Here is a 19,570-nt window from a genome sequence, read left to right as displayed (position 1 = left end):
TACAGGATACAGCCGGGTTATCTTTTTATGGATAACCCGGTTGTTCACCATGGCGATCGATCAGCCGATCAGCAGAAACTTACCATTCATGGATGACAGCAGCCATGGAAGATAACTGTAGCCATAGAAGATAATTGCATCCAGATTACGGAGCTACGTTGCCCAACCGCATAACAATAAGGGAAACATTGCTGAAAATAAATCCTGCTTCATCTACCACTACGCGAAGGGTTACAGGCGGTGCGGTAACCGTGAATGGTACTGTAAATGCAAGGGTGGCTGTTTCATTTGAAAAAGTAAAGGTATGTCTTGCTATGGCTCCGGGAACAGATACACCGTCAGCTTCCAGCCTGACTGTTACCGTGGTGGGAATGGTTATGCAGGCGCCCACTGTTACTGTGGAATGGAAGGCTGCCTGATAAACTCCAGCCTCACTGATAATGATATCGGTAGAACCGGCCTGCTGGCTAATGGACTCGCCGGACAGGAGAGGTGCATCATGAAACGTCAATGCACCGCCAGGTGTTGAATCCTGGTAAGTGGGGTCAACAGTTGCAAGTACGTCAAGAGTTGCATCCGCACCGGTAGCACCTGTGGCACCGGTAGCACCTGTGGCACCGGTAGCGCCAGTAGCGCCAGTGGCGCCGGTAGCACCTGTGGCGCCGGTAGCACCGGTTGCACCCTGGATGCCCTGAGGTCCTTGGGGACCGGTAGGTCCGGCAACACCCTGTATACCCTGAGCGCCAGTAGCGCCAGTGGCTCCAGTAGCCCCAGTAGCCCCTTGGATACCCTGAGGCCCGGTGGCACCGGTAGGCCCGGCAACGCCCTGAATACCCTGAGGTCCGGTAGGTCCGGCAACGCCCTGTATACCCTGAGCACCCGTAGCGCCAGTAGCACCGGTAGGTCCCTGGATGCCCTGAGGCCCGGTGGCCCCGGTAGGTCCGGCAACACCCTGGATGCCCTGAGGCCCGGTAGCCCCGGTAGGTCCGGCTATACCCTGTATACCCTGAGCGCCGGTAGCGCCGGTAGCACCCGTGGCGCCCGTAGCACCGGCAGCGCCAGTGGCACCGGCAGCACCTGTAGCTCCCTGGATGCCCTGCGGTCCCTGAGGCCCGGTGGCCCCGGTAGGTCCGGCAACACCCTGTATACCCTGAGCACCTGTGGCTCCGGTAGCACCGGCAGGTCCCATGGCTCCAGTATTACCGGTAGGCCCGGCAGGCCCGGTAGCCCCACGAGGAATAATAAAGTCCAGGACATGGTCAGGTCCGCCGGTTATATCGATCACTTCGGCCGGTTCACCTGGATTTCCGGTGATTGTATTACGGATGGTGATAGTTTCACTGGTACCAGTGGCTCCGGTAGCGCCAGTGGCACCGGCTGTGCCGGTTATTCCTCTAGGTCCCTGAGGTCCGGTAGGTCCGGTAGCTCCGGTAGAACCTGTATTTCCATTTACACCCTGTGCACCTGTTGGTCCGACCGGTCCTGTTGGCCCCACATAACCTTGTGGTCCCATGGCTCCTGTGGGCCCTACTGGTCCCTGGATTCCGGGGCATCCTCTCGGCCCAACGGGTCCCATAGGTCCTCTTGGCCCAGTTGCTCCCATGGGTCCTCTTGGTCCCTCTGGTCCCATAGGTCCCCTTGGACCTGTTGGTCCTCTATTTGGACAGCATCCTGGATTCGGGCATGGATTGCAGCATCTGCAATCGCAGTTACATCTGCAGTTGTCAGGACAATCACAGCTGTCAGGACATCTACAGTTATCGGGACATTTGCATCTGTCAGGGCATTTGCATCTGTCAGGGCATTTGCATCTGTCAGGGCATTTGCAGTTATCAGGGCATTTACAGTTTCCAGAGCATTTGCAATCCCCGGGACACCTGGATTCTCCCATACATCCGGATGAAGTATTAAAGTCATTTTCAAATGGTTGACGGTTCGTATTATCATGCATATTTATATTATCGGGATAATTATAATACATTTCTCCCCCTCCTTTTGGGTAATAGGAATGTTGCAAGGCAAGTTAATGGATAAGCTTTTATGGAGTGATGTTTGTTACCGGTTTTTTATCTAAAAGACCTCTGGTTTGGCCTCGGATAATGTGGGAGGAGAAGTGGTGGCGGCTCCTCTGCTTTCTATGAGCAGGTAATACCTGTATCAGCACGGTTCCGGAACTGCAGGAGAATCGAACCTGCTGAACCGGAATTTCATTTCTGTTGGCAACACATGTGTGAAAAAGGGCCATGATAAAGTCTGGATTGTAATGTATCTTTTGTATTTTAAACACTTAAATTTCATATCCATAAATGGAATACCTCCGGCTCTGTTGGTGAACTGATCCAATGGAACCAGAAAGAGCCGTATTTCATCTGTGTATAATATTGTTTTCATCCGATTTCGGATGGTTTTGGTTTATTTTGATATGATTTCGGCTTTGCAGGCAGAAACAAAGGTTGGATCATTGTTATTGGGACCAACGAGAACTAACATACCGAATTCATTTATTAAAACAGTCCCCTGTGCAACGGTCTGACCGCCGGCTTTGATATCTACACCGCTGGTTCCGACTGGCAGATATGCCCGTATTGCATTTTGACAATCTGCACCACATCCAATTGGTAGAGGTTCTGGAGCAGGAAGATAAGTGATGCTGTTGTTGTAAGTTGAACTGGTGATTCGTATAGCCGTAATCCGGCAGATTGACACCGCTTCCTGGGGAACCCCCTGGCTATTCACCAATTGGAACAGACCGGCGTTGGGATTGGTATTGGGGGCGGGTAAAAGTGAACCCGGACGTCCGCTGACATTGTTGCCGCTTTCCATGGCAACAATAATCGTATCATTGGGGTAAAGGCTGATGATCTGCCGGATCAGATTTCTCATCTGTTCAACGCAGAAGCATTCTACAGCATTGCCGGCAGCCCCCGTAGCCCCCGTGGCTCCCGTAGCGCCTGTGGCTCCCGTAGCTCCAGCAGCCCCCGTGGCCCCCGTGGCCCCAGTAGCCCCCGTAGCCCCCGTGGCTCCCGTAGCGCCCGTGGCCCCCGTAGCTCCAGCAGTCCCCGTGGCCCCAGTAGCGCCGGTAGCCCCAGTGGCCCCTGTAGGTCCGGTAGGACCAATCGGACCCTGGTTACCTTGAGAACCTGTGGCCCCGGTAGTCCCAGCCGGTCCTTGAATCCCTTGAGCCCCGGTAGCCCCAGTGGCGCCTGTGGCCCCAGCAGGTCCGGTAGCCCCAGCAGGCCCCTGTATGCCCTGAACTCCCTGAGCCCCTGTTGCACCGGTGGGTCCGACAGGCCCCTGTATGCCCTGAACTCCCTGAGCGCCGGTAGCGCCCGTAGCGCCGGCCGGTCCCTGGATGCCCTGAATTCCCTGAGCTCCTGTGGCTCCGGTAGCGCCGGTAGCACCCGCAGCCCCGGCCGGTCCCTGTATGCCCTGCGGTCCCTGAACTCCCGTGGCACCTGTGGCTCCGGTAGCACCTGTGGCACCGGCAGCACCCGTAGCGCCGGCTGGTCCCTGGATGCCCTGCGGTCCCTGAATCCCCTGAATGCCTGTTACACCTGTGGGCCCCTGGATGCCCTGCGGCCCCTGAAGCCCGGTTGGTCCGGTAGCGCCTGTAAGACCGGCCGGTCCCTGTATTCCCTGTGGCCCCTGTGGTCCTGCGGGGCCAGTGGCGCCGTTAAATCCTCGCGGCCCCATAGGCCCGGTTGGTCCGGTGGGCCCTACATAACCCTGTGGTCCTATGGCACCGGTAGCGCCTGTGGGTCCCTGGATTCCGGGGCAGCCTCTGGGGCCTTGAGGCCCGGTTGGTCCGGTAGGACCCCTGCCATTACAGCAGCAGTCGCAACAGTCACAATCACAGCCGCATCCACAGCCTGAGCCTGCCAAACGGCTGCCCTCAGTGGTGCTGCAGCCTGGACGGCGCTGTTCCATGTTCATGGAATCGCTGCGGCTGTCCATATGATAGTCTGGATATGGGTTCATTCCTTGTGGAAAATCATAATACATAACAACCTCTCCTTGCTTTATTATCTGGAAGCATCTGCTTCCGTTCAATGTTTTAAGATGCGTTCAAAATATGCCTGATTCTGCTTTACGGCCTCATGATCCGGTTTTAGATTCCGGGCTTTTTTGTGATAGTAGTAGGCCCGTTTGGGATCACCCAGCTTGTCATAGCAGACACATAGCTGAATGGCAGGAAGAAAGCCATAACAATCTTTTTGGACAAAAGCTCCTGAGCGTTCATCCGGACTGCATGCCAGGGCTTGGCTGTACCAGTAGACGGCTTCCCGTAAGGTTCCGTTTTCCAGTTTAAGACGTCCCATTTCGCAGCACGCTTCCGCCCGGGGAATGTCATAGACGAAGCTTTTAGTAAGAGCCATCATGGCATGTTCCCGCTGCCCCGTCCTGTCATAACAATAGGACAGGTGAAGGCATGCATCGATCTTATTTTCAATCCATCCGTCCGGTTCCCTGAGAAAGTTCTCAAGTACTTGGATGGCATCGGAAAAACGTTCATGGTAATACAGCTCCCGGGCGTAATAAAACTGGTGTCTGGGTTCCAGTTTTTCTCCTTCCTTTAGCATGGTCTCGTAAATCCTCAGATTGCGGTCCCTGTCGCCGGTGCCCTCCTTTTTATGCTGTATTTCTATATCGGAATACAGGATATTACCTCCCGGAGTCACGGCCTCATGGACCCTTCCCTGCCACAGAAATCCCCGGTGGTTCTTAAGGATCCGCTCTCTATAGTAGGAAAATGTAGTCCTGCCTTTGGAGTCAAAACCTGTGGCGTATCTCATCATCACCACATCAGTGGACGGATCCAGACTTTCTTTTAACTTAATAAGTTGTTTTACAGTCTCCGGACTTACCGTATCATCGGCATCCAGCCACATCCAGTAATCCATGGATGCCTTTTCGCAGGCCGCATTTCTGGCTGCGGCAAAATCATCTTTCCAGGGAAAATCATAGACTTCCTGGGTATAACGGCGTGCAATCTCTTTTGTCCTGTCAGTGGATCCGGTATCCATAATGATGATCTGGTCTGCTGCCAGGGACATGGGCTTTAGAATTCGCTCCAGCACTGCCTCTTCATTTTTAACAATCATACAAAGACTTAAGGTAATCAAGAAATAATCCCCCTGTACTAAACTGTTTATCTGACCGGGCTTTGGAATATGGGTGGATCTTGGATTGATGGTCTTCCGGCCCGATACTGATCTGCATCAATAACCGAAGTGCGGCGTCTATTGCCCCTGATGGGATATTCCCTGGCTTTTGGCCCGGTCCGTGAGACGGACATGGGATTGGATTCGGATATGCCTTGGGCGGTTCAGGCGCTTTATTTACGGTTATTTACGCAACTCAGTACTAGTAATACTATATGAAAATGGAACAAGTTTGGTGTATGGGAAAATGGACAGTAAATTCCCTGAACTGAGGATCGGAAAGGAGATTTCAATCATCGGTGTTTTGTGGTATGATAGAGTGAGAACAAGGACAAAGGAGGAATTTCTTATGAGAAGGAGATGGGAAGGGGCCGCTGTCGCCGGTCTGGCTCTGGTGGTTGCAATGTCCATGTCCCTGGTCAGTTTCGCGAAAGAAGAACGGACAAAAGTGGGGACCATTGGGCTTACGTTCGCTTCCGACATACAGGCAGGGGAATCAGGCGGAACGGTGGATGTTACGCTGGACAGTGGGGAATGCTCCATTGAAAGCGTGGATATTGTAAATGAAGGAGATTACTGGATCGGCGGTGACAAGCCAAAGGTGGAGATATGGCTGTCGGCGGATTCTGATTACTACTTTTCCAAATCAGGCAAGAATGCATTTAAATTTGACGGGGATAAGGTAAAGTATGTGTCCAGTTCTGTTAAGAGCGACAAATCCGAGATGGTGCTCACCGTTACCCTGGAAAAGCTGGATGAGGATGATGAGGATCTGGATGTGGACGGACTGATCTGGGATGAGGACAACGGAATCGCCCACTGGGATCACCTGGATCTGGCAAAGACATATAAGGTACGTCTGTGCCGCAGAGGGAACAGCAGCTCTGATGATGGGATCGGAACAGTCTACACAGTGAAGGAGAACAGCTTTGATTTCTCGGGTAAGTTTCCCAGAACAGGCACCTATTACTTTAAGGTAAGAGCCATTGACGCAAGGAATCATGCAGGGGACTGGGAGGAGTCATCTTATATTGAGATAACCGACCAGGACCTGGTAAGGCTGAATGGACAGTGGATGAGGGATGACAGAGGCTGGTGGTATGTAAATACGGACGGAAGTTATACAAAGAACAACTGGCAGTATATCCATTCCAAATGGTACTTTTTTGACGAGGAAGGTTATATGAGGACCGGATGGATCTCCTGGGGAGATAAGCAGTATTACTGTGATGAAAACGGAGCCATGCTCTCCAGCACGGTCACACCGGACGGATTTACGGTTGGTGCAGACGGAGCCAGGGCCAACTGATGGAACCGGGACCAACTAACGGAGCCGGGGCCAACTGACAGGGCAGTCAGGTAAAACTCCGCCATAAAGCCCATAAACCATACATAAAATGCTAAAAAATGGCTATCCTTATATCAATGATAAGATTGATATGAGGAGGTCATTTTTTATGTTGAACGAGCTGGAGATAGAGGCGGTTACAGGCCGCGAGATACTGGATTCCAGGGGGAATCCTACAGTAGAGGTGGAGGTATGCCTGGCGGGCGGAGCCACAGGACGGGCTGCAGTTCCCTCCGGCGCATCTACAGGAAAATTTGAGGCAGTGGAACTGCGTGATGGCGGGGAACGGTATAACGGCCAGGGTGTAAAAACGGCAGTGGAGCATGTGAATTCAGTGCTGAGCGAGGTAGTGCTTTTTGAGAGTGCACTGGACCAGAGAAGGCTGGACCAAATGCTTTTAGATGCAGACGGTACGGAGAATAAAGGAAAATTAGGGGCGAACGCCATACTGGGCGTATCCATGGCAGTGGCCAGAGCGGCTGCCAATGGCCTTCATATGCCTCTCTACCGCTATCTGGGAGGAATACATGCATCCCAGCTTCCTATTCCCATGATGAATATCCTGAATGGAGGAAAACATGCCGATAATACAGTGGATCTTCAGGAATTTATGATCATGCCATATGGAGCCTGCTGCTTTTCAGAGAGACTGAGGATGTGTGCAGAGGTCTATCATACCCTGAAAAAACTCTTAAAGGAAGATGGCTACAGTACCGGCGTGGGCGATGAGGGCGGATTTGCACCCGATCTTAAGAACTCTGAGGAAGTGCTGGAATACCTGGTCAAGGCCATGGAAAAGAACGGGTTAAAGCCGGGCACGGACATGAAGATCGCCATTGACGCAGCCTCCAGTGAACTCTATGATGAGGCATCGGGAATGTATCTGTTCCCGGGAGAGAGCCGGATGGCAGGCAGGCAGATACGCCGCAGTGCAAGTGAGATGGTGGAGTACTACAGAGGCCTTGTGGAACGTTTCCCTATCTGCTCCATTGAGGACGGCTTGGAGGAAGAGGACTGGGAGGGCTGGAAAATGCTGACCAGGGAGCTTGGAAACCGTATCCAGCTGGTGGGTGACGATCTGTTTGTTACCAACACAAAACGACTGGCTAAAGGGATAGAGATGGAAGCCGGAAATGCCATTCTGGTGAAAGTGAATCAGATTGGTACCCTGACGGAGAGTTTTGAGGCTATTGAGATGGCAAAACGGGCCGGATTTGGCACCATTATTTCCCACCGCTCCGGTGAGACGGAGGATTCTATTATTGCAGATATCGCGGTGGCAGTAAATGCGGGACAGATCAAGACAGGAGCGCCATGCCGCTCCGACCGTGTGGCCAAGTACAACCAGCTGCTGCGCATTGAGGAAAACCTTACCCTCGAAGTCTGACCAGCGCATGTTTTTGCAGATGATCTTTTGCCGGCCCTACACTGATTGGATCAATGTACACAACCTGTGTGCCTCACAAATTTGTGCACAGCTGACAAGAGATCATCTCGCAGATTTAAGTGCCAGAAGACTCCGGGAGTACACGATAATGTAAAACCGGTTGTTTTACCCATGTAAATCTTGACAAAGGAGAAATCTGGGGTATGATGAAATAAGAAAAAATACAGCATGGGTTAAGGAGATAAAGCATGAGAGAACTGTTATTCATCGAACCGGTATTTAAGGAAGCCATCTGGGGCGGAAGCCGTCTTAAGGAAGTGTATAACTATGATATCCCCAGCGACCATACGGGAGAGTGCTGGGCGATCAGTGCCCACAGAAGCGGTGACTGTAAAGTGGCATCCGGTACCTATGCAGGACGTACATTGAGCTCACTTTGGAAGGGACAAAGGGAACTGTTTGGTAAAGCAGCTGATTCCTGTGAGGAATTTCCTCTTCTTGTAAAAATCATAGATGCCAGGGAGGACCTAAGCATCCAGGTCCATCCGGATAATACATATGCGGCAGAGCATGAGAACGGCTCCCTTGGCAAGATGGAATGCTGGTATATCCTGGACTGTGATGAGGATGGAACCATTGTCATAGGCCACCACGCAAAGGACAGGGAGGAACTGGCACAGATGATCGGGGAAGGGAGATGGAATGAGTTCATCCGCCAGGTCCCTGTTAAGAAGGGGGATTTCTTCCAGATCGATCCGGGATGCGTCCATGCCATCAAGGGCGGAACGCTGATACTGGAGACCCAGCAGAGCAGTGATATTACATACCGTGTCTATGATTATGACAGACTTTCCAATGGAAAGCCCAGACAGCTCCATGTAAAGCAGAGCATTGATGTGATCCGGGCCCCGTTTGTGGAGAACAGGGACCAGCAGCCTGTGCTTACGGCTGACACAGACAACGGTAAGAAATATCACCTGGTCACCTGCGCTTATTATACAGTGGACAAGGTGGAGGTGACAGGACACTGGGAGGAGGATTTTGGCAGCAGCTTCGCCAATGTGAGCATCCTGGAGGGAGAGGGCACGGTGGACGGCATCGCGGTTGCAAAGGGAAGCCATTTTATTGTACCTGCAGGATATGGGACCGTGGAATTTAAGGGCAGGATAACATTCATCTCATCCCAGGCCGTATAGGAAATGGTCACAAAAATGGGAAAACAGGTTGTGTTTTTGGACAAAGTATGATAAGATATCTTTGTTTGACTATAAGAAAATGGAGAGGTGCACACGAATGTCAGTTATTCAGATTATTTTATCAATCATATATGTAATTCTTGGTGTTGCGATATCAGTGGTTATCCTGATGCAGGAGGGCAAGTCCAATGGTCTTGGAAGTGCGATCGGCGGTATCTCTACTGACAGTTACTGGAGCAAGAACAGAGGCCGTTCTATGGAAGGTGCCCTGGAGCATTTTACCAGGTACGGAGCCATTGTATTTATGGTAATTACCATTATCCTGAATATCCTGTTAAAGATTCAGGGATAATAAGAGAACAGAAGCGAACGTGACCAAAACACCCTTGTATTCATATAAGGGTGTTTTATTGCTTTATGCTGTATCGAACATGTGGACAGGCTGGGATTGCTGACAGCATTTTATGCGCTTGATGGCTGGCATGCCATAAGCGGCAGGTAAGAGAGGTTATATGGAAAAGGAAATATTGGAACAGCGCAAACAGATACTTACGGAACTTATGGATGATAAGGCCTATGTGCCTATGAAGGCAAAGGAACTGGCCATTCTCCTGAATATCCCAAAATCACAGCGGGATGAGCTGACAGAGGTGCTGGACGCCCTGGTGGCCGAAGGAAAGATCGGTGTGTCGAAAAAGGGAAAATACGGAAAGCCTGAGACATTTTCCATTAACGGCATTTTTTTCGGGCATCCCAAGGGCTTTGGCTTTGTGACAGTGGACGGCATGGAACAGGATATATTCATACCCGAGGACCGCACCGGTGCAGCCATGCATGGTGACAGGGTGCAGATCGTGGTGGAATCAGAGGCAGTCAGATCCGGTCATTCAAAATCCGGCATGGGGGCTTCGGGGCGCAGGGCAGAGGGTACTGTGATCAAGGTGCTGGAGCATGCCAACAAGGAAGTGGTGGGCTATTACCAAAAGAATAAGAGTTTTGGTTTTGTGATACCGGATAACCAGAAGCTGGCAAAGGATGTTTTTATACCCCAGGGCTGTGATATGGGGGCTGTCACCGGGCACAAGGTAGTGGCAAAGATCAAGGACTATGGGGATGAAAAGCATAAACCCGAGGGATGTATCACGGAGATCCTGGGCCATGTCAATGATCCCGGGACAGATATCCTGTCCATTGTCAGAGCATACGGGCTGCCGGAGGAGTTTCCTCAGGCGGTCATGGATGAGATCCAGGACATTGAGGATTCGTTGGAGGTTCCGGGAAATCAGGAGCAAGTATTAGGAGAGTACGGGATCAATGATCTGAAGACACATGAGGACTGGACCGGGGAGCTGGCCGGCCGTCTGGATCTGAGAGGGCTTCAGACCGTAACCATAGACGGTGAGGATGCCAAGGACCTGGATGATGCGGTGACCATTTGTAAGACTGGAAAGGGAACGTATATCCTGGGTGTCCACATTGCGGATGTAAGCCATTATGTGAAGGAAGGAAGCCCTCTTGACAAGGAGGCCCTTAAAAGAAGCACCAGTGTTTATCTGGTGGACCGGGTGATTCCCATGCTGCCCCACAAGCTGTCCAACGGCATCTGTTCCCTGAATGCAGGTACGGACCGCCTGGCATTGAGTTGTATCATGGAGGTGGATGCACAGGGCACTGTGACGGACCATAAGGTTGCGGAAACCGTGATCCATGTGGACCGGCGCATGACCTATACTGCGGTCAATGCCATTGTCACTGACCGGGACGAGGCGGTGATGGCAGAGTATGAGGGGTTTGTCCCTATGTTTGACTGTATGAAGGAATTGTCCCTTATCCTCAGGGAGGAAAGGCGCAAACGGGGGGCTATTGACTTTGATTTCCCGGAAAGCAAGATCCTGCTGGATCCCAAGGGAAAGCCATTGGAGATTAAGCCCTATGTGCGAAACGCGGCCACCAAGATAATCGAGGATTTTATGCTGCTGGCCAACGAGACAGTGGCGGAGGACCATTACTGGCAATCCATCCCCTTCCTTTACAGAAGCCATGACAATCCGGATCCTGAAAAGATGAAGCAGCTGGGCACATTTATCAATAACTTTGGTTACTTTATAAAAATGCAGCACGGGGAGATCCATCCTAAGGAACTTCAGAAGTTGCTGGATAAGATAGAAGGGACGCCGGAGGAGGCCCTGCTTTCAAGGCTGACCCTGCGCTCCATGAAGCAGGCCAAGTACACTACTCTGTGTTCCGGCCATTTTGGACTGGCTACCAGGTATTACACTCATTTTACCTCCCCCATCAGAAGATACCCGGACCTGCAGATCCACAGGATCATCAAGGAGAACCTGAAAGGGGGGCTTGGGGATAAGCGGACCGGCCATTATGAGCGTATCCTGCCAGAGGTGGCTGTGCAGACATCCGCGCTGGAGCGCAGGGCGGACGAAGCGGAGCGGGAGACTGATAAACTGAAGAAATGTGAATATATGTCACAGTTCATCGGCCAGGAATTTGACGGCGTCATATCAGGCGTTACCAGCTGGGGGCTTTATGTGGAGCTTCCAAACACCGTGGAGGGCCTGGTGCGCATGAGTGACCTGAGCGATGATTATTATATATTTGACGAACAGCACTATGAACTTACGGGAGAGATGACTAAGAAAACATATAAACTGGGACAGCCTGTGCGGGTAACGGTATCCGGCACGGACCGGCTTCTCAGGACCGTTGATTTTGTCCTGGCCAGGAACTGGGACGGGAATCAAATGGACGAGAAAGGGGAATAGAACTAATGGGGAAGGAAAGTATTAAGCTGGTTGCCAACAATAAGAAGGCGTATTTTGATTATTTTATAGATGAAAAATATGAAGCCGGGATTGAACTGTTTGGCACCGAGGTAAAGTCGATCCGTATGGGCAAATGCAGCGTTAAGGAATCATTTGTCAAGGTGGACCGGGGTGAGATGTACATCTGCGGCATGCATGTCAGCCCTTATGAAAAAGGCAACATTTTCAATAAAGATCCGCTTCGCGTGCGCAAGCTTCTGCTTCACAAGTATGAGATATTAAAAATAGGCGGCAAGATCAAGGAAAAGGGCTATACTTTGGTTCCGCTGCGGGTGTACTTTAAGGGAAGCCTGGTGAAGGTAGAGATCGGGCTGGCGCGTGGTAAGAAGAACTATGACAAGCGGGCGGATATTGCCAAGAAGGATCAGAGAAGGGAACTGGAAAAAGACTTTAAGGTCAAGAACCTGTATTAGGGAAAACGGAAGGTTCCATGTGAGGTTGATATGAGAAGATATCTGGAATTTATAAAGGAAGTGGAAGGGCTTAAATCCACTTTGCGGACCGCATGGACAGCCACAGGACGCCAGGAGAGTACGGCAGAGCACTCCTGGCGTCTTGCCCTTGGGGCAGCTGTCCTCTGCTGTGAGTTTCCTGAGCTGGACCGGGAAAAGGTGATGCTTATGTGCCTTGTCCATGATCTGGGAGAACTGTACACAGGCGATGTATCAGCGGCCCTGAGGCCGGATGAAGGGGAAAAGCACAGGCAGGAGCAGCTGGATGTGTCCAGGGCGACCAAGGCCATTTCCGGTCCATGTGCAAAAGAGATCATGGCATTGTGTGAGGAATATAACCAGGGTCAGACACCGGAAGCCAGATTTGTTAAAGCCATGGATAAGGCTGAGACGATTATACAACACAGCCAGGGCGCGAATCCGCCTGATTTTGACTATGAGTTTAATCTTTCCTATGGAATGGAATATTTTCAGGAAAATGAAAAACTAAAGGAACTGAGAACGCTGATGGATGAAGAGACCGGCGAAGCACAGCACAGGAGCCTGCAATACGGTTGAGGCTGCATTGGACCAGGCATTTGGGTATTTGGGGGCGGAGGCTTCCGTGGGCATCATTCCTTTTTGCGGGGAGACACTTGTCCGGTGTGCATGCTCAACAGAGCAGCAGCGGCCTGCTAAACAATGAAGGGAATAAAACAAAAAAACAAGCAGTTATCTGCTTGTTTTCGTATGACCTGACCGGGAATCGAACCCGGGTTTACGCCGTGAGAGGGCGTCGTCTTAGCCGCTTGACCATCAGGCCTTATGATATTTGTTTTGCATGTTTGCTGTACTCATCACCGACAGCTTGTTTATAATACCATATTGTTTTTAGTTTGTCCAGTACTTTTTGAAAAAATTTTATTTCTTTCTGGAATTTTCTGGGAAGTGTATTTGGACCGGCAACAGGGGAGGGATACCTGCTTTGTGCACCTGTTTTTGGACAGCGAAAAGACCAGTCGGGGAACTGGTCTTTTCAGGAGAAGGTATTTCGTTTCTTATGGGGTGTAGCAAAAACTATATAATGTATTGGGGGGGTTTACGCTAATTATAATAGCATATGACGCATAAAAAGTGTGCACAAAGTTTTCCCTGTATGAAAAATTAATCTATGCATTTTCACATGGGAAGGAAAAACTGACGAACCGTGACCGCGGTTTTCGACATTTTATTGTGCTCCTTTGAGTATCAGGGGGTTGTGGTCTGGCACAGCACAATGATCCGGTTGGGAGCTGTCTGCGGCGGAATGCTTTTAGTGGTTGCCGCATAATAGACCATCAGGTAATGGTCTCCGGGAGGGCAAAGGTAAGCCTGGCCGTTCAGGGTGGAGATGATGGTGGACTGGTACAGATTCAGCTGAAGGGAATTGTCAATTGCCGTAAGGCTGCTGTCAAAGTAAGCCAGGGTGATATCCTCCTCAGGTCTCAGTACGGCGATCATGTCTGCCCGATACTGGGGCGGATAGATCAGGGGAACGGGGCGGGTGGAGTCATAGAAAGCCGCGATGCGCATTCCGGGCATGATACGCATGGTGTCTACCACAAACGTATCCTGGGTCATGATGATGTTGATCTGCTGGCCGTCCACGGTAATGGTGATGAACTGGCTGCAGCAGTCATTGTTGTAATTTGTGATATCGGTTATGACGCCTGTAACAGAAATGAGATTTTCGTAATTCATGGAAAATATCCTTTTTTATTTATCATATGCCGGAAAGGGATAAAAGTTATCCTGAAAAAGGAAAAGATGGGATAAAAGGAGGAGGCCGGTGAAGTTATCTTCACCGGCCGAGTATTATGAAAAAAAGTTTTATTAGCATTAACTCTTTACAATATTTAGTATATTGGAAAAATATGAGTAAAGTTTTATCATTCTGTAACAAATTTATGAACAGAATGTGAGAAGTTTGTGAATGAACGCGAAGGGTGAGTTGCGAATGGACGTTAAGAGCGTGAGGGTGAGCGTGGGGGAGCGCATGAGAGGGTGGCAGGAACCTTTGATCCATGATATTATAATGTATATAATGTAATAAATATAATGCAATAATAATGCAATAAAAGAATCCGCAGGAACATAAGTCTCTAAGCCTCGGAATAGCATTAGGAGGAAAAGGAGCCATGGAGCTTGGCCTTACAATACCACTGCAAACATACCTTAAGATAAAACAGCTGGAGGACAGGACACAGAAGGACTTGTTTTTCTGCTGGGAACTGCACCGTATCCAGCTTCAAAGCAGGGATACCCTTGTAGCAGTAAATTCCAGCAACCGCCTGGCCGTGGTGATGAGCGGCATGGACGGGGCGGCCTGGAGGGATTTTCCCTTAATATTTACCCAGGGGCTGCGGCAGGTCCTGGGAGCGGAGGGATACAGATCCTGTCAGATAGAAGCATACCTTTCGCAGGCAGGCCCGTTAAAACTTACCAGGACCCATGGACGCCGTTCCGTGGCTGGGCTGAACAGGATGGATGACTGCCTTTGGAGTGTTCCGGTGCTGGTGGATGAAACCCGGCTTTTTCAGCAGGTGCACTGTATGGAAGCAAACAGGCAGAGATGCAGGATGGCAGGGCATGAGGGATATCAGGAGCCTTCCTATTGCTGGGAAATAGATATGGATGCCCGCCAATTGTTACATATTTGTTAATTATACCAATTCTACCTTGTAAATAGTAATGTTTGTGGTAGACTTGAAATATAAGTTAAATACAACAGAGAAAGGGGTAACACTATGAAATTTTATGTTTGCAGCCATTGCGGCAATATAATCGCATTTGTAAAGAGCAGCGGGGTCCCGGTTGTTTGCTGCGGTGAAAAGATGCAGGAACTGGAGCCCAATACCACGGATGCAGCGGTTGAAAAGCATGTCCCGGTTGTCCAGGTGGATGGTCAGAAGGTAACGGTCACCGTTGGTTCCACGGAGCACCCCATGCTTCCCGAGCATTACATAGAGTGGATTGCTCTTGCGACCAAGCAGGGCAATCAGAGAAAGGAACTGAAGCCAGGCCAGAAGCCTCAGGCAGAGTTTATGGTCTGTCCGGATGATGAGGTGGAGGCTGTGTATGCCTACTGTAATCTCCACGGACTGTGGAAGGCGTAGGATTTCCTTCCCGGTGATACGGGAAAACATCTGGATTGAGATGAATTGAGAAAAGGCGGCATATTCCGGATTGATACCAGTCCGGGGCATGGCCGCCTTTTGCGGTGTTCTCAGTCCGGGACAAACCTGTTCTGTCCCGCATATTATAGTACCATAGAAAGACGAGGTGATTATAATATGAAGATATGCTTAGATGCAGGCCACTATGGCAAATACAATCAGAGCCCGGCAGACAAGCGTTATTATGAGTCGGAAATGGTATGGAAGCTTCATCTCCTTCAAAAGAAGTATCTGGAAGCCTATGGCATAGAGGTGATCACAACCAGGGAGGAAAGGGATACGGACAGAGGGCTCTATGAGAGGGGGGCTGCCTCCGGGGGATGTGACCTGTTCTTGTCAGACCACTCTAATGCAGTGGGGGACAAGGTGAACAATTCAGTGGACTATCCTGCTGCCTACTGCGCGATCAACGGAAGTGCAGATGGGATCGGCATGGCCCTGGCCCAGTGTGTGGAAACCGTTCTGAACACGGACCAGCCGGCCCGTATCGAACACCGCAGAGGGCAGAACGGGGATTATTACGGCGTGCTCAGGGGAGCCACTGCGGTGGGGACCCCGGGCCTGATCCTGGAGAATTCCTTTCATACAAATGAGGAGATCGTCAGATGGCTGCTGAATGATGCCAATCTGGAACGACTTGCCAGTGCACAGGCAGATACCATTGCCCTGTATTACGGCATCACGGATCCCCTTAAGAAGTCCGGATGGGTGGAGGAGAACGGAGGATGGAGATTCTACCTGGGCGATACAGGCAGGTATGTGGCAAATGACTGGTATAAGGACGGCGACAACTGGTACTGGTTTGACGGTGCAGGAATGATGATACACAATGACTGGAAAACCGGCTCTGACGGGAAATGGTACTATCTCCAGGAAACAGGGGCCATGGCCAGGGACCAGTGGGTGATCTGGAAGAATGAACTTTACCGCCTGAAGGATGACGGCAGCATGTTTGAGGGCTGCGTATGCCTTGAGACAGATGAGAAGGGAGCTATGAGGTTTCCTTTGATGGGCAGAAGATCGGATCCTGAGAAAATAGACTAGAAGTATTGTCCGGCGGTGGGAGAAGGAGTATAATAAAAGACACAGGGGGGCATTTATAGAATGTGCAAGCGGGATGCCCTATAAGAGGGGGTGCAGCATGGATCTAAGATGTTTCTCACAGCCGGACGAAAAGATTAAGCTGACATTTTATCCATGCAGTTCTGACATGGGACCGGGAGATCATTGTGATACCTGTATGGATACGCTGACCGTATTTAAGACAGATTATACCCAATTGCTTCTTCCGTATCTGAAGTCGGTCCTGCCGGAGTTTGATGTGTGCTGGGATAACAGGCTTGGCAGAGAGCAGTGGAATCATGTGATCCAGGCCATGGAGCAGGATATGGGGAAGATACAGTTTGATGATACGGTCTTTGACTTCTATACCAGATTTGCAGGCTGGATCACCGCGGCTTTGGAACTGGCGGAGGGCATTGCGGTGGAGGGGAATTTGTGAGAATAGACCTGTCCACATGGTTTCCCCAAGATATACACAGAGTTATCCACATTATCCACCGGGAATACAAGATGTTTCACCATATATTATGTGTTTATCTATATCTGGTGGTGGCTCGATTGTGGATAACTTAGAAGTTTCAAGTATGTCCTGGCCGAATGGTGCCATACACATGCTATGCCTAAGATGAGATGATAAAAACCGCCCCATACACATATCTGTTGGTATGGGGCGGTTTTTTATTTGTTATGGATGCTGCTCCACTGCCTGAAAGGCTTCCTCCAGGTCTTCCAGAATATCATCAATGTGTTCCGTACCAATGGAGAGGCGAATGGTTCCCGGGCGGATACCCTGTTCCAGCAGTTCCTCCTCGTTTAACTGGGAGTGGGTGGTGGATGCAGGATGGATGACAAGGGATTTCACATCCGCGACATTGGCCAGAAGGGAGAAAAGCTCCAGGTTATCAATAAACTCTCTGGCTTTTTGGGCGCCGCCTCTGATTTCAAATGTGAAAATAGAGCCGCCGCCATTGGGGAAATATTTTTTATACAGCGCCTGCTGGACCGGGTCATTGCTGACTGCAGGATGGTGGACGGCCTCCACCTGAGGATGGGAATTCAGGTAGTCCACGACTTTCAGCGCATTTACCACATGGCGCTCCACGCGCAGGGACAGAGATTCCAGCCCCTGCAGGAACAGGAACCCGTGGAAGGGGGACAGGGTGGCGCCCGTATCCCTTAAAAGGATGGCTCTGATCCTGGTTACAAATGCAGCAGCTCCCACGTCCTGGGCAAAGCGGATTCCGTGGTAGCTTGCATTGGCATCCGTAAGTCCCGGAAATTTGCCGGAGCCGACCCAGTCAAATTTCCCTCCGTCCACGATCACTCCGCCCACAGTGGTCCCGTGGCCGCCGATGAATTTGGTAGCGGAGTGGACAACGATATCCGCGCCGTATTCAATGGGACGCACAAGGTAAGGAGTGGCAAAGGTATTATCAATAACAAGGGGGATCTGATGGCGGTGGGCAATGTCTGCGATTGCCTCTATATCTGCAATATCCGAGTTGGGATTGCCCAAGGTCTCTATAAACACGGCCTTAGTGTTATCCCTTATGGCAAGTTCCAGCCCTTTTAAGTCAGCCGGGTCCACAAAGGTGGTGCCGACCCCGTATTCAGGAAAGGTGTGGGCCAGGTAATTATATGTACCCCCATAGATATGGCTGGATGCCACAAGATGGTCCCCGGCCCTTGTCAGGTTCTGGAAGGTGTAAGCCAGGGCTGCCGCGCCTGAGGCGGTTGCCAGAGCCGCCACGCCGCCTTCCAGGGCTGCCATTCTTGCCTCGAACACATCCAGGGTGGGATTGGTCAGCCTGCTGTAGATATTGCCTGCATCGCTGAGGTTAAAACGGGCTGCCCCATGATCACAGTTGTCAAACACATAGGATGATGTCTGGTAAATCGGTACGGCCCTTGCTCCTGTGGCGGGATCCGGCGTTTCCTGTCCTGCATGAAGCTGTGTTGTCTCAAATCTGAACTGTCTGTTTTCTCTCTTGCGTTTCTCTCCCATTTGATGTCCTCCATTCCATTCCTACTATTTCTGTAGGTTTAGTTGATAATAGCACGGTCTTTTTTTCCTGTCAAGACTTTGTTTCACTGCTTTGGTAAATTTTTATATTGTTCCCATCACAGCCCGGCTGACGGCGGAAGCAGGGAAAACGCGGGGAAGGCAGTGATCCTGTTTTTGGACAAAATAAAATGACCAGTCGGGGAACTGGTCATTTTAGGAGAAGGTATTTCGTTTCTTATGGGGTGTAGCAAAACTATATAATGTATTGGGGGGGTTTACATTAATTATAATAGCACAGGATGTAATAAAAGTCTGCACAAACATAAGGAAAGACAAGAGGCCTTTTTGTCTATTTTACACGCGTGATCTGGATGAACATGGAAATAGTATGGAAGTTTCATACTATGAACAGGGGAAACAGAGGATATTTGCATATTATACAGATTGTTGCAGGTTGTCACAGGAATGTTCTGACCGGCATATGATAGCTTAGAGCATGTCTTAGTAATCTTAGTGAATGAGCAATGGCTTCCAACCTCAAAGAGGCGGGAGGCTTGATCGGAGGGAAAGATTCAAGGACGCCTAAGCGTCCTTGTGCGAGGCGCAGGTCATGCTATGCATGACATACTACATTGATGCGCCTCTGCAATCCGCCGGAGGCTTCATCTTGGAGGGAGATTGAGACTCCCGCCATATGAATGAGCAATGGCTTCCAACCTCAAAGAGGCGGGAGGCTTGATCGGAGGGAAAGATGAAATGTTTAAAAACAGGGTGGAAATGTGTGTGCAGGGATTTTCACAGGATTCATCTGGTGGACCGCTGCCTGATTCGTTTTTATGGCCCTTCTGTTAATACAGTCAGCTTACAGCCTGGTCACCCGCAGCGGAGGATCGGGCAGTACAAATGAAATTGATGTCATAGTGC

The 19,570-nt window shown here is 50.6% G+C and carries 18 protein-coding genes and 1 tRNA gene; 12 read left to right on the top strand and 7 right to left on the bottom strand.

The features are described 5' to 3' along the window. Nucleotides 1-145: 145 nt before the first annotated feature. From HMPREF9469_RS06910 to HMPREF9469_RS06895, 4 genes are all read right to left on the bottom strand, one after another. Nucleotides 146-1,630, bottom strand: a complete 1,485-nt coding sequence (locus HMPREF9469_RS06910) for a collagen-like protein (protein ID WP_166461754.1) — start codon at nucleotides 1,628-1,630, stop codon at nucleotides 146-148. Further along, a complete protein-coding gene (locus tag HMPREF9469_RS34170; RefSeq protein ID WP_166461751.1) occupies nucleotides 1,528-1,923 on the bottom strand; it encodes a hypothetical protein in 396 nt (131 codons plus the stop codon). The genes HMPREF9469_RS06910 and HMPREF9469_RS34170 overlap by 103 nt, the downstream gene beginning before the upstream one ends. Before the next feature lie 489 nt (nucleotides 1,924-2,412). Next, entirely contained in the window at nucleotides 2,413-4,002 is a 1,590-nt protein-coding gene (locus HMPREF9469_RS33335) for a collagen-like domain-containing protein (protein ID WP_007860402.1), read from the bottom strand. 44 nt (nucleotides 4,003-4,046) lie between these two features. Further along, entirely contained in the window at nucleotides 4,047-5,123 is a 1,077-nt protein-coding gene (locus HMPREF9469_RS06895) for a tetratricopeptide repeat-containing glycosyltransferase family 2 protein (RefSeq protein ID WP_007860401.1), read from the bottom strand. A gap of 388 nt (nucleotides 5,124-5,511) precedes the next feature. Between HMPREF9469_RS06895 and HMPREF9469_RS06890 the strand changes: the two genes are divergently transcribed. The 7 genes from HMPREF9469_RS06890 (at nucleotide 5,512) to HMPREF9469_RS06860 (ending at nucleotide 12,943) form a co-directional block, all read left to right on the top strand. After that, nucleotides 5,512-6,471 carry a hypothetical protein gene (locus HMPREF9469_RS06890; RefSeq protein WP_007860400.1) on the top strand — a complete coding sequence of 320 codons (960 nt, stop codon included), beginning with the start codon at nucleotides 5,512-5,514 and terminating at the stop codon, nucleotides 6,469-6,471. Between the two features lie 148 nt (nucleotides 6,472-6,619). After that, nucleotides 6,620-7,897, top strand: a complete 1,278-nt coding sequence (gene eno / locus HMPREF9469_RS06885) for a phosphopyruvate hydratase (protein ID WP_007860399.1) — start codon at nucleotides 6,620-6,622, stop codon at nucleotides 7,895-7,897. Nucleotides 7,898-8,145: 248 nt separating this feature from the next. Continuing rightward, on the top strand, nucleotides 8,146-9,093 hold the full coding sequence (locus tag HMPREF9469_RS06880; protein ID WP_007860397.1) for a type I phosphomannose isomerase catalytic subunit: 948 nt from the start codon (nucleotides 8,146-8,148) through the stop codon (nucleotides 9,091-9,093). Nucleotides 9,094-9,190: 97 nt separating this feature from the next. After that, entirely contained in the window at nucleotides 9,191-9,445 is a 255-nt protein-coding gene (secG, locus tag HMPREF9469_RS06875; protein ID WP_007860395.1) for a preprotein translocase subunit SecG, read from the top strand. A gap of 193 nt (nucleotides 9,446-9,638) precedes the next feature. Continuing rightward, on the top strand, nucleotides 9,639-11,873 hold the full coding sequence (gene rnr / locus HMPREF9469_RS06870; protein WP_040415680.1) for a ribonuclease R: 2,235 nt from the start codon (nucleotides 9,639-9,641) through the stop codon (nucleotides 11,871-11,873). Nucleotides 11,874-11,878: 5 nt separating this feature from the next. After that, a complete protein-coding gene (gene smpB, locus HMPREF9469_RS06865) occupies nucleotides 11,879-12,346 on the top strand; it encodes an SsrA-binding protein SmpB (RefSeq protein WP_007860391.1) in 468 nt (155 codons plus the stop codon). 30 nt (nucleotides 12,347-12,376) lie between these two features. After that, nucleotides 12,377-12,943 carry an HD domain-containing protein gene (locus HMPREF9469_RS06860; RefSeq protein WP_007860390.1) on the top strand — a complete coding sequence of 189 codons (567 nt, stop codon included), beginning with the start codon at nucleotides 12,377-12,379 and terminating at the stop codon, nucleotides 12,941-12,943. Nucleotides 12,944-13,115: 172 nt separating this feature from the next. On the opposite strand, the gene HMPREF9469_RS06855 is transcribed toward HMPREF9469_RS06860, so the two are convergent. Together HMPREF9469_RS06855 and HMPREF9469_RS06850 are read right to left on the bottom strand one after the other, a co-directional pair. Further along, nucleotides 13,116-13,187 (bottom strand) — tRNA-Glu (locus tag HMPREF9469_RS06855). Between the two features lie 425 nt (nucleotides 13,188-13,612). Further along, nucleotides 13,613-14,104 carry a hypothetical protein gene (locus HMPREF9469_RS06850; protein ID WP_007860389.1) on the bottom strand — a complete coding sequence of 164 codons (492 nt, stop codon included), beginning with the start codon at nucleotides 14,102-14,104 and terminating at the stop codon, nucleotides 13,613-13,615. A gap of 437 nt (nucleotides 14,105-14,541) precedes the next feature. Between HMPREF9469_RS06850 and HMPREF9469_RS30580 the strand changes: the two genes are divergently transcribed. From HMPREF9469_RS30580 to HMPREF9469_RS06825, 4 genes are all read left to right on the top strand, one after another. Then, a complete protein-coding gene (locus HMPREF9469_RS30580; protein WP_007860388.1) occupies nucleotides 14,542-15,066 on the top strand; it encodes a DUF6933 domain-containing protein in 525 nt (174 codons plus the stop codon). An 84-nt stretch (nucleotides 15,067-15,150) separates the two neighbouring features. Next, entirely contained in the window at nucleotides 15,151-15,519 is a 369-nt protein-coding gene (locus tag HMPREF9469_RS06835) for a desulfoferrodoxin family protein (protein ID WP_007860386.1), read from the top strand. A 177-nt stretch (nucleotides 15,520-15,696) separates the two neighbouring features. Then, nucleotides 15,697-16,623, top strand: a complete 927-nt coding sequence (locus HMPREF9469_RS06830; RefSeq protein WP_007860385.1) for an N-acetylmuramoyl-L-alanine amidase family protein — start codon at nucleotides 15,697-15,699, stop codon at nucleotides 16,621-16,623. 97 nt (nucleotides 16,624-16,720) lie between these two features. Beyond that, on the top strand, nucleotides 16,721-17,080 hold the full coding sequence (locus HMPREF9469_RS06825) for a hypothetical protein (protein ID WP_007860384.1): 360 nt from the start codon (nucleotides 16,721-16,723) through the stop codon (nucleotides 17,078-17,080). 246 nt (nucleotides 17,081-17,326) lie between these two features. On the opposite strand, the gene HMPREF9469_RS06820 is transcribed toward HMPREF9469_RS06825, so the two are convergent. After that, entirely contained in the window at nucleotides 17,327-18,646 is a 1,320-nt protein-coding gene (locus HMPREF9469_RS06820) for an O-acetylhomoserine aminocarboxypropyltransferase/cysteine synthase family protein (protein ID WP_007860383.1), read from the bottom strand. Between the two features lie 751 nt (nucleotides 18,647-19,397). Here HMPREF9469_RS06820 and HMPREF9469_RS31970 point away from each other — a divergent pair. Next, on the top strand, nucleotides 19,398-19,553 hold the full coding sequence (locus HMPREF9469_RS31970) for a hypothetical protein (RefSeq protein ID WP_157140262.1): 156 nt from the start codon (nucleotides 19,398-19,400) through the stop codon (nucleotides 19,551-19,553). The last annotated feature ends 17 nt before the right edge of the window (nucleotides 19,554-19,570 follow it).

This window comes from [Clostridium] citroniae WAL-17108, from assembly GCF_000233455.1.
GTDB lineage: Bacteria > Bacillota > Clostridia > Lachnospirales > Lachnospiraceae > Enterocloster > Enterocloster citroniae.
This window is presented reverse-complemented; position numbering and strand designations above follow the sequence as displayed.

Excerpts from the sequence above, each read along its gene's own strand:
- HMPREF9469_RS06890 (WP_007860400.1), top strand. The coding sequence starts at position 5,512 with ATGAGAAGGAGATGGGAAGGGGCCGCTGTCGCCGGTCTGGCTCTGGTG.
- eno (WP_007860399.1), top strand. The coding sequence starts at position 6,620 with ATGTTGAACGAGCTGGAGATAGAGGCGGTTACAGGCCGCGAGATACTG.
- HMPREF9469_RS06860 (WP_007860390.1), top strand. The coding sequence starts at position 12,377 with ATGAGAAGATATCTGGAATTTATAAAGGAAGTGGAAGGGCTTAAATCC.
- HMPREF9469_RS06850 (WP_007860389.1), bottom strand. The coding sequence starts at position 14,104 with ATGAATTACGAAAATCTCATTTCTGTTACAGGCGTCATAACCGATATC.
- HMPREF9469_RS06835 (WP_007860386.1), top strand. The coding sequence starts at position 15,151 with ATGAAATTTTATGTTTGCAGCCATTGCGGCAATATAATCGCATTTGTA.
- HMPREF9469_RS06880 (WP_007860397.1), top strand. The coding sequence starts at position 8,146 with ATGAGAGAACTGTTATTCATCGAACCGGTATTTAAGGAAGCCATCTGG.
- HMPREF9469_RS06910 (WP_166461754.1), bottom strand. The coding sequence starts at position 1,630 with ATGGGACCAGAGGGACCAAGAGGACCCATGGGAGCAACTGGGCCAAGA.
- HMPREF9469_RS06830 (WP_007860385.1), top strand. The coding sequence starts at position 15,697 with ATGAAGATATGCTTAGATGCAGGCCACTATGGCAAATACAATCAGAGC.
- secG (WP_007860395.1), top strand. The coding sequence starts at position 9,191 with ATGTCAGTTATTCAGATTATTTTATCAATCATATATGTAATTCTTGGT.
- HMPREF9469_RS06820 (WP_007860383.1), bottom strand. The coding sequence starts at position 18,646 with ATGGGAGAGAAACGCAAGAGAGAAAACAGACAGTTCAGATTTGAGACA.
- HMPREF9469_RS30580 (WP_007860388.1), top strand. The coding sequence starts at position 14,542 with ATGGAGCTTGGCCTTACAATACCACTGCAAACATACCTTAAGATAAAA.
- HMPREF9469_RS31970 (WP_157140262.1), top strand. The coding sequence starts at position 19,398 with ATGAAATGTTTAAAAACAGGGTGGAAATGTGTGTGCAGGGATTTTCAC.
- HMPREF9469_RS06825 (WP_007860384.1), top strand. The coding sequence starts at position 16,721 with ATGGATCTAAGATGTTTCTCACAGCCGGACGAAAAGATTAAGCTGACA.
- smpB (WP_007860391.1), top strand. The coding sequence starts at position 11,879 with ATGGGGAAGGAAAGTATTAAGCTGGTTGCCAACAATAAGAAGGCGTAT.
- HMPREF9469_RS33335 (WP_007860402.1), bottom strand. The coding sequence starts at position 4,002 with ATGTATTATGATTTTCCACAAGGAATGAACCCATATCCAGACTATCAT.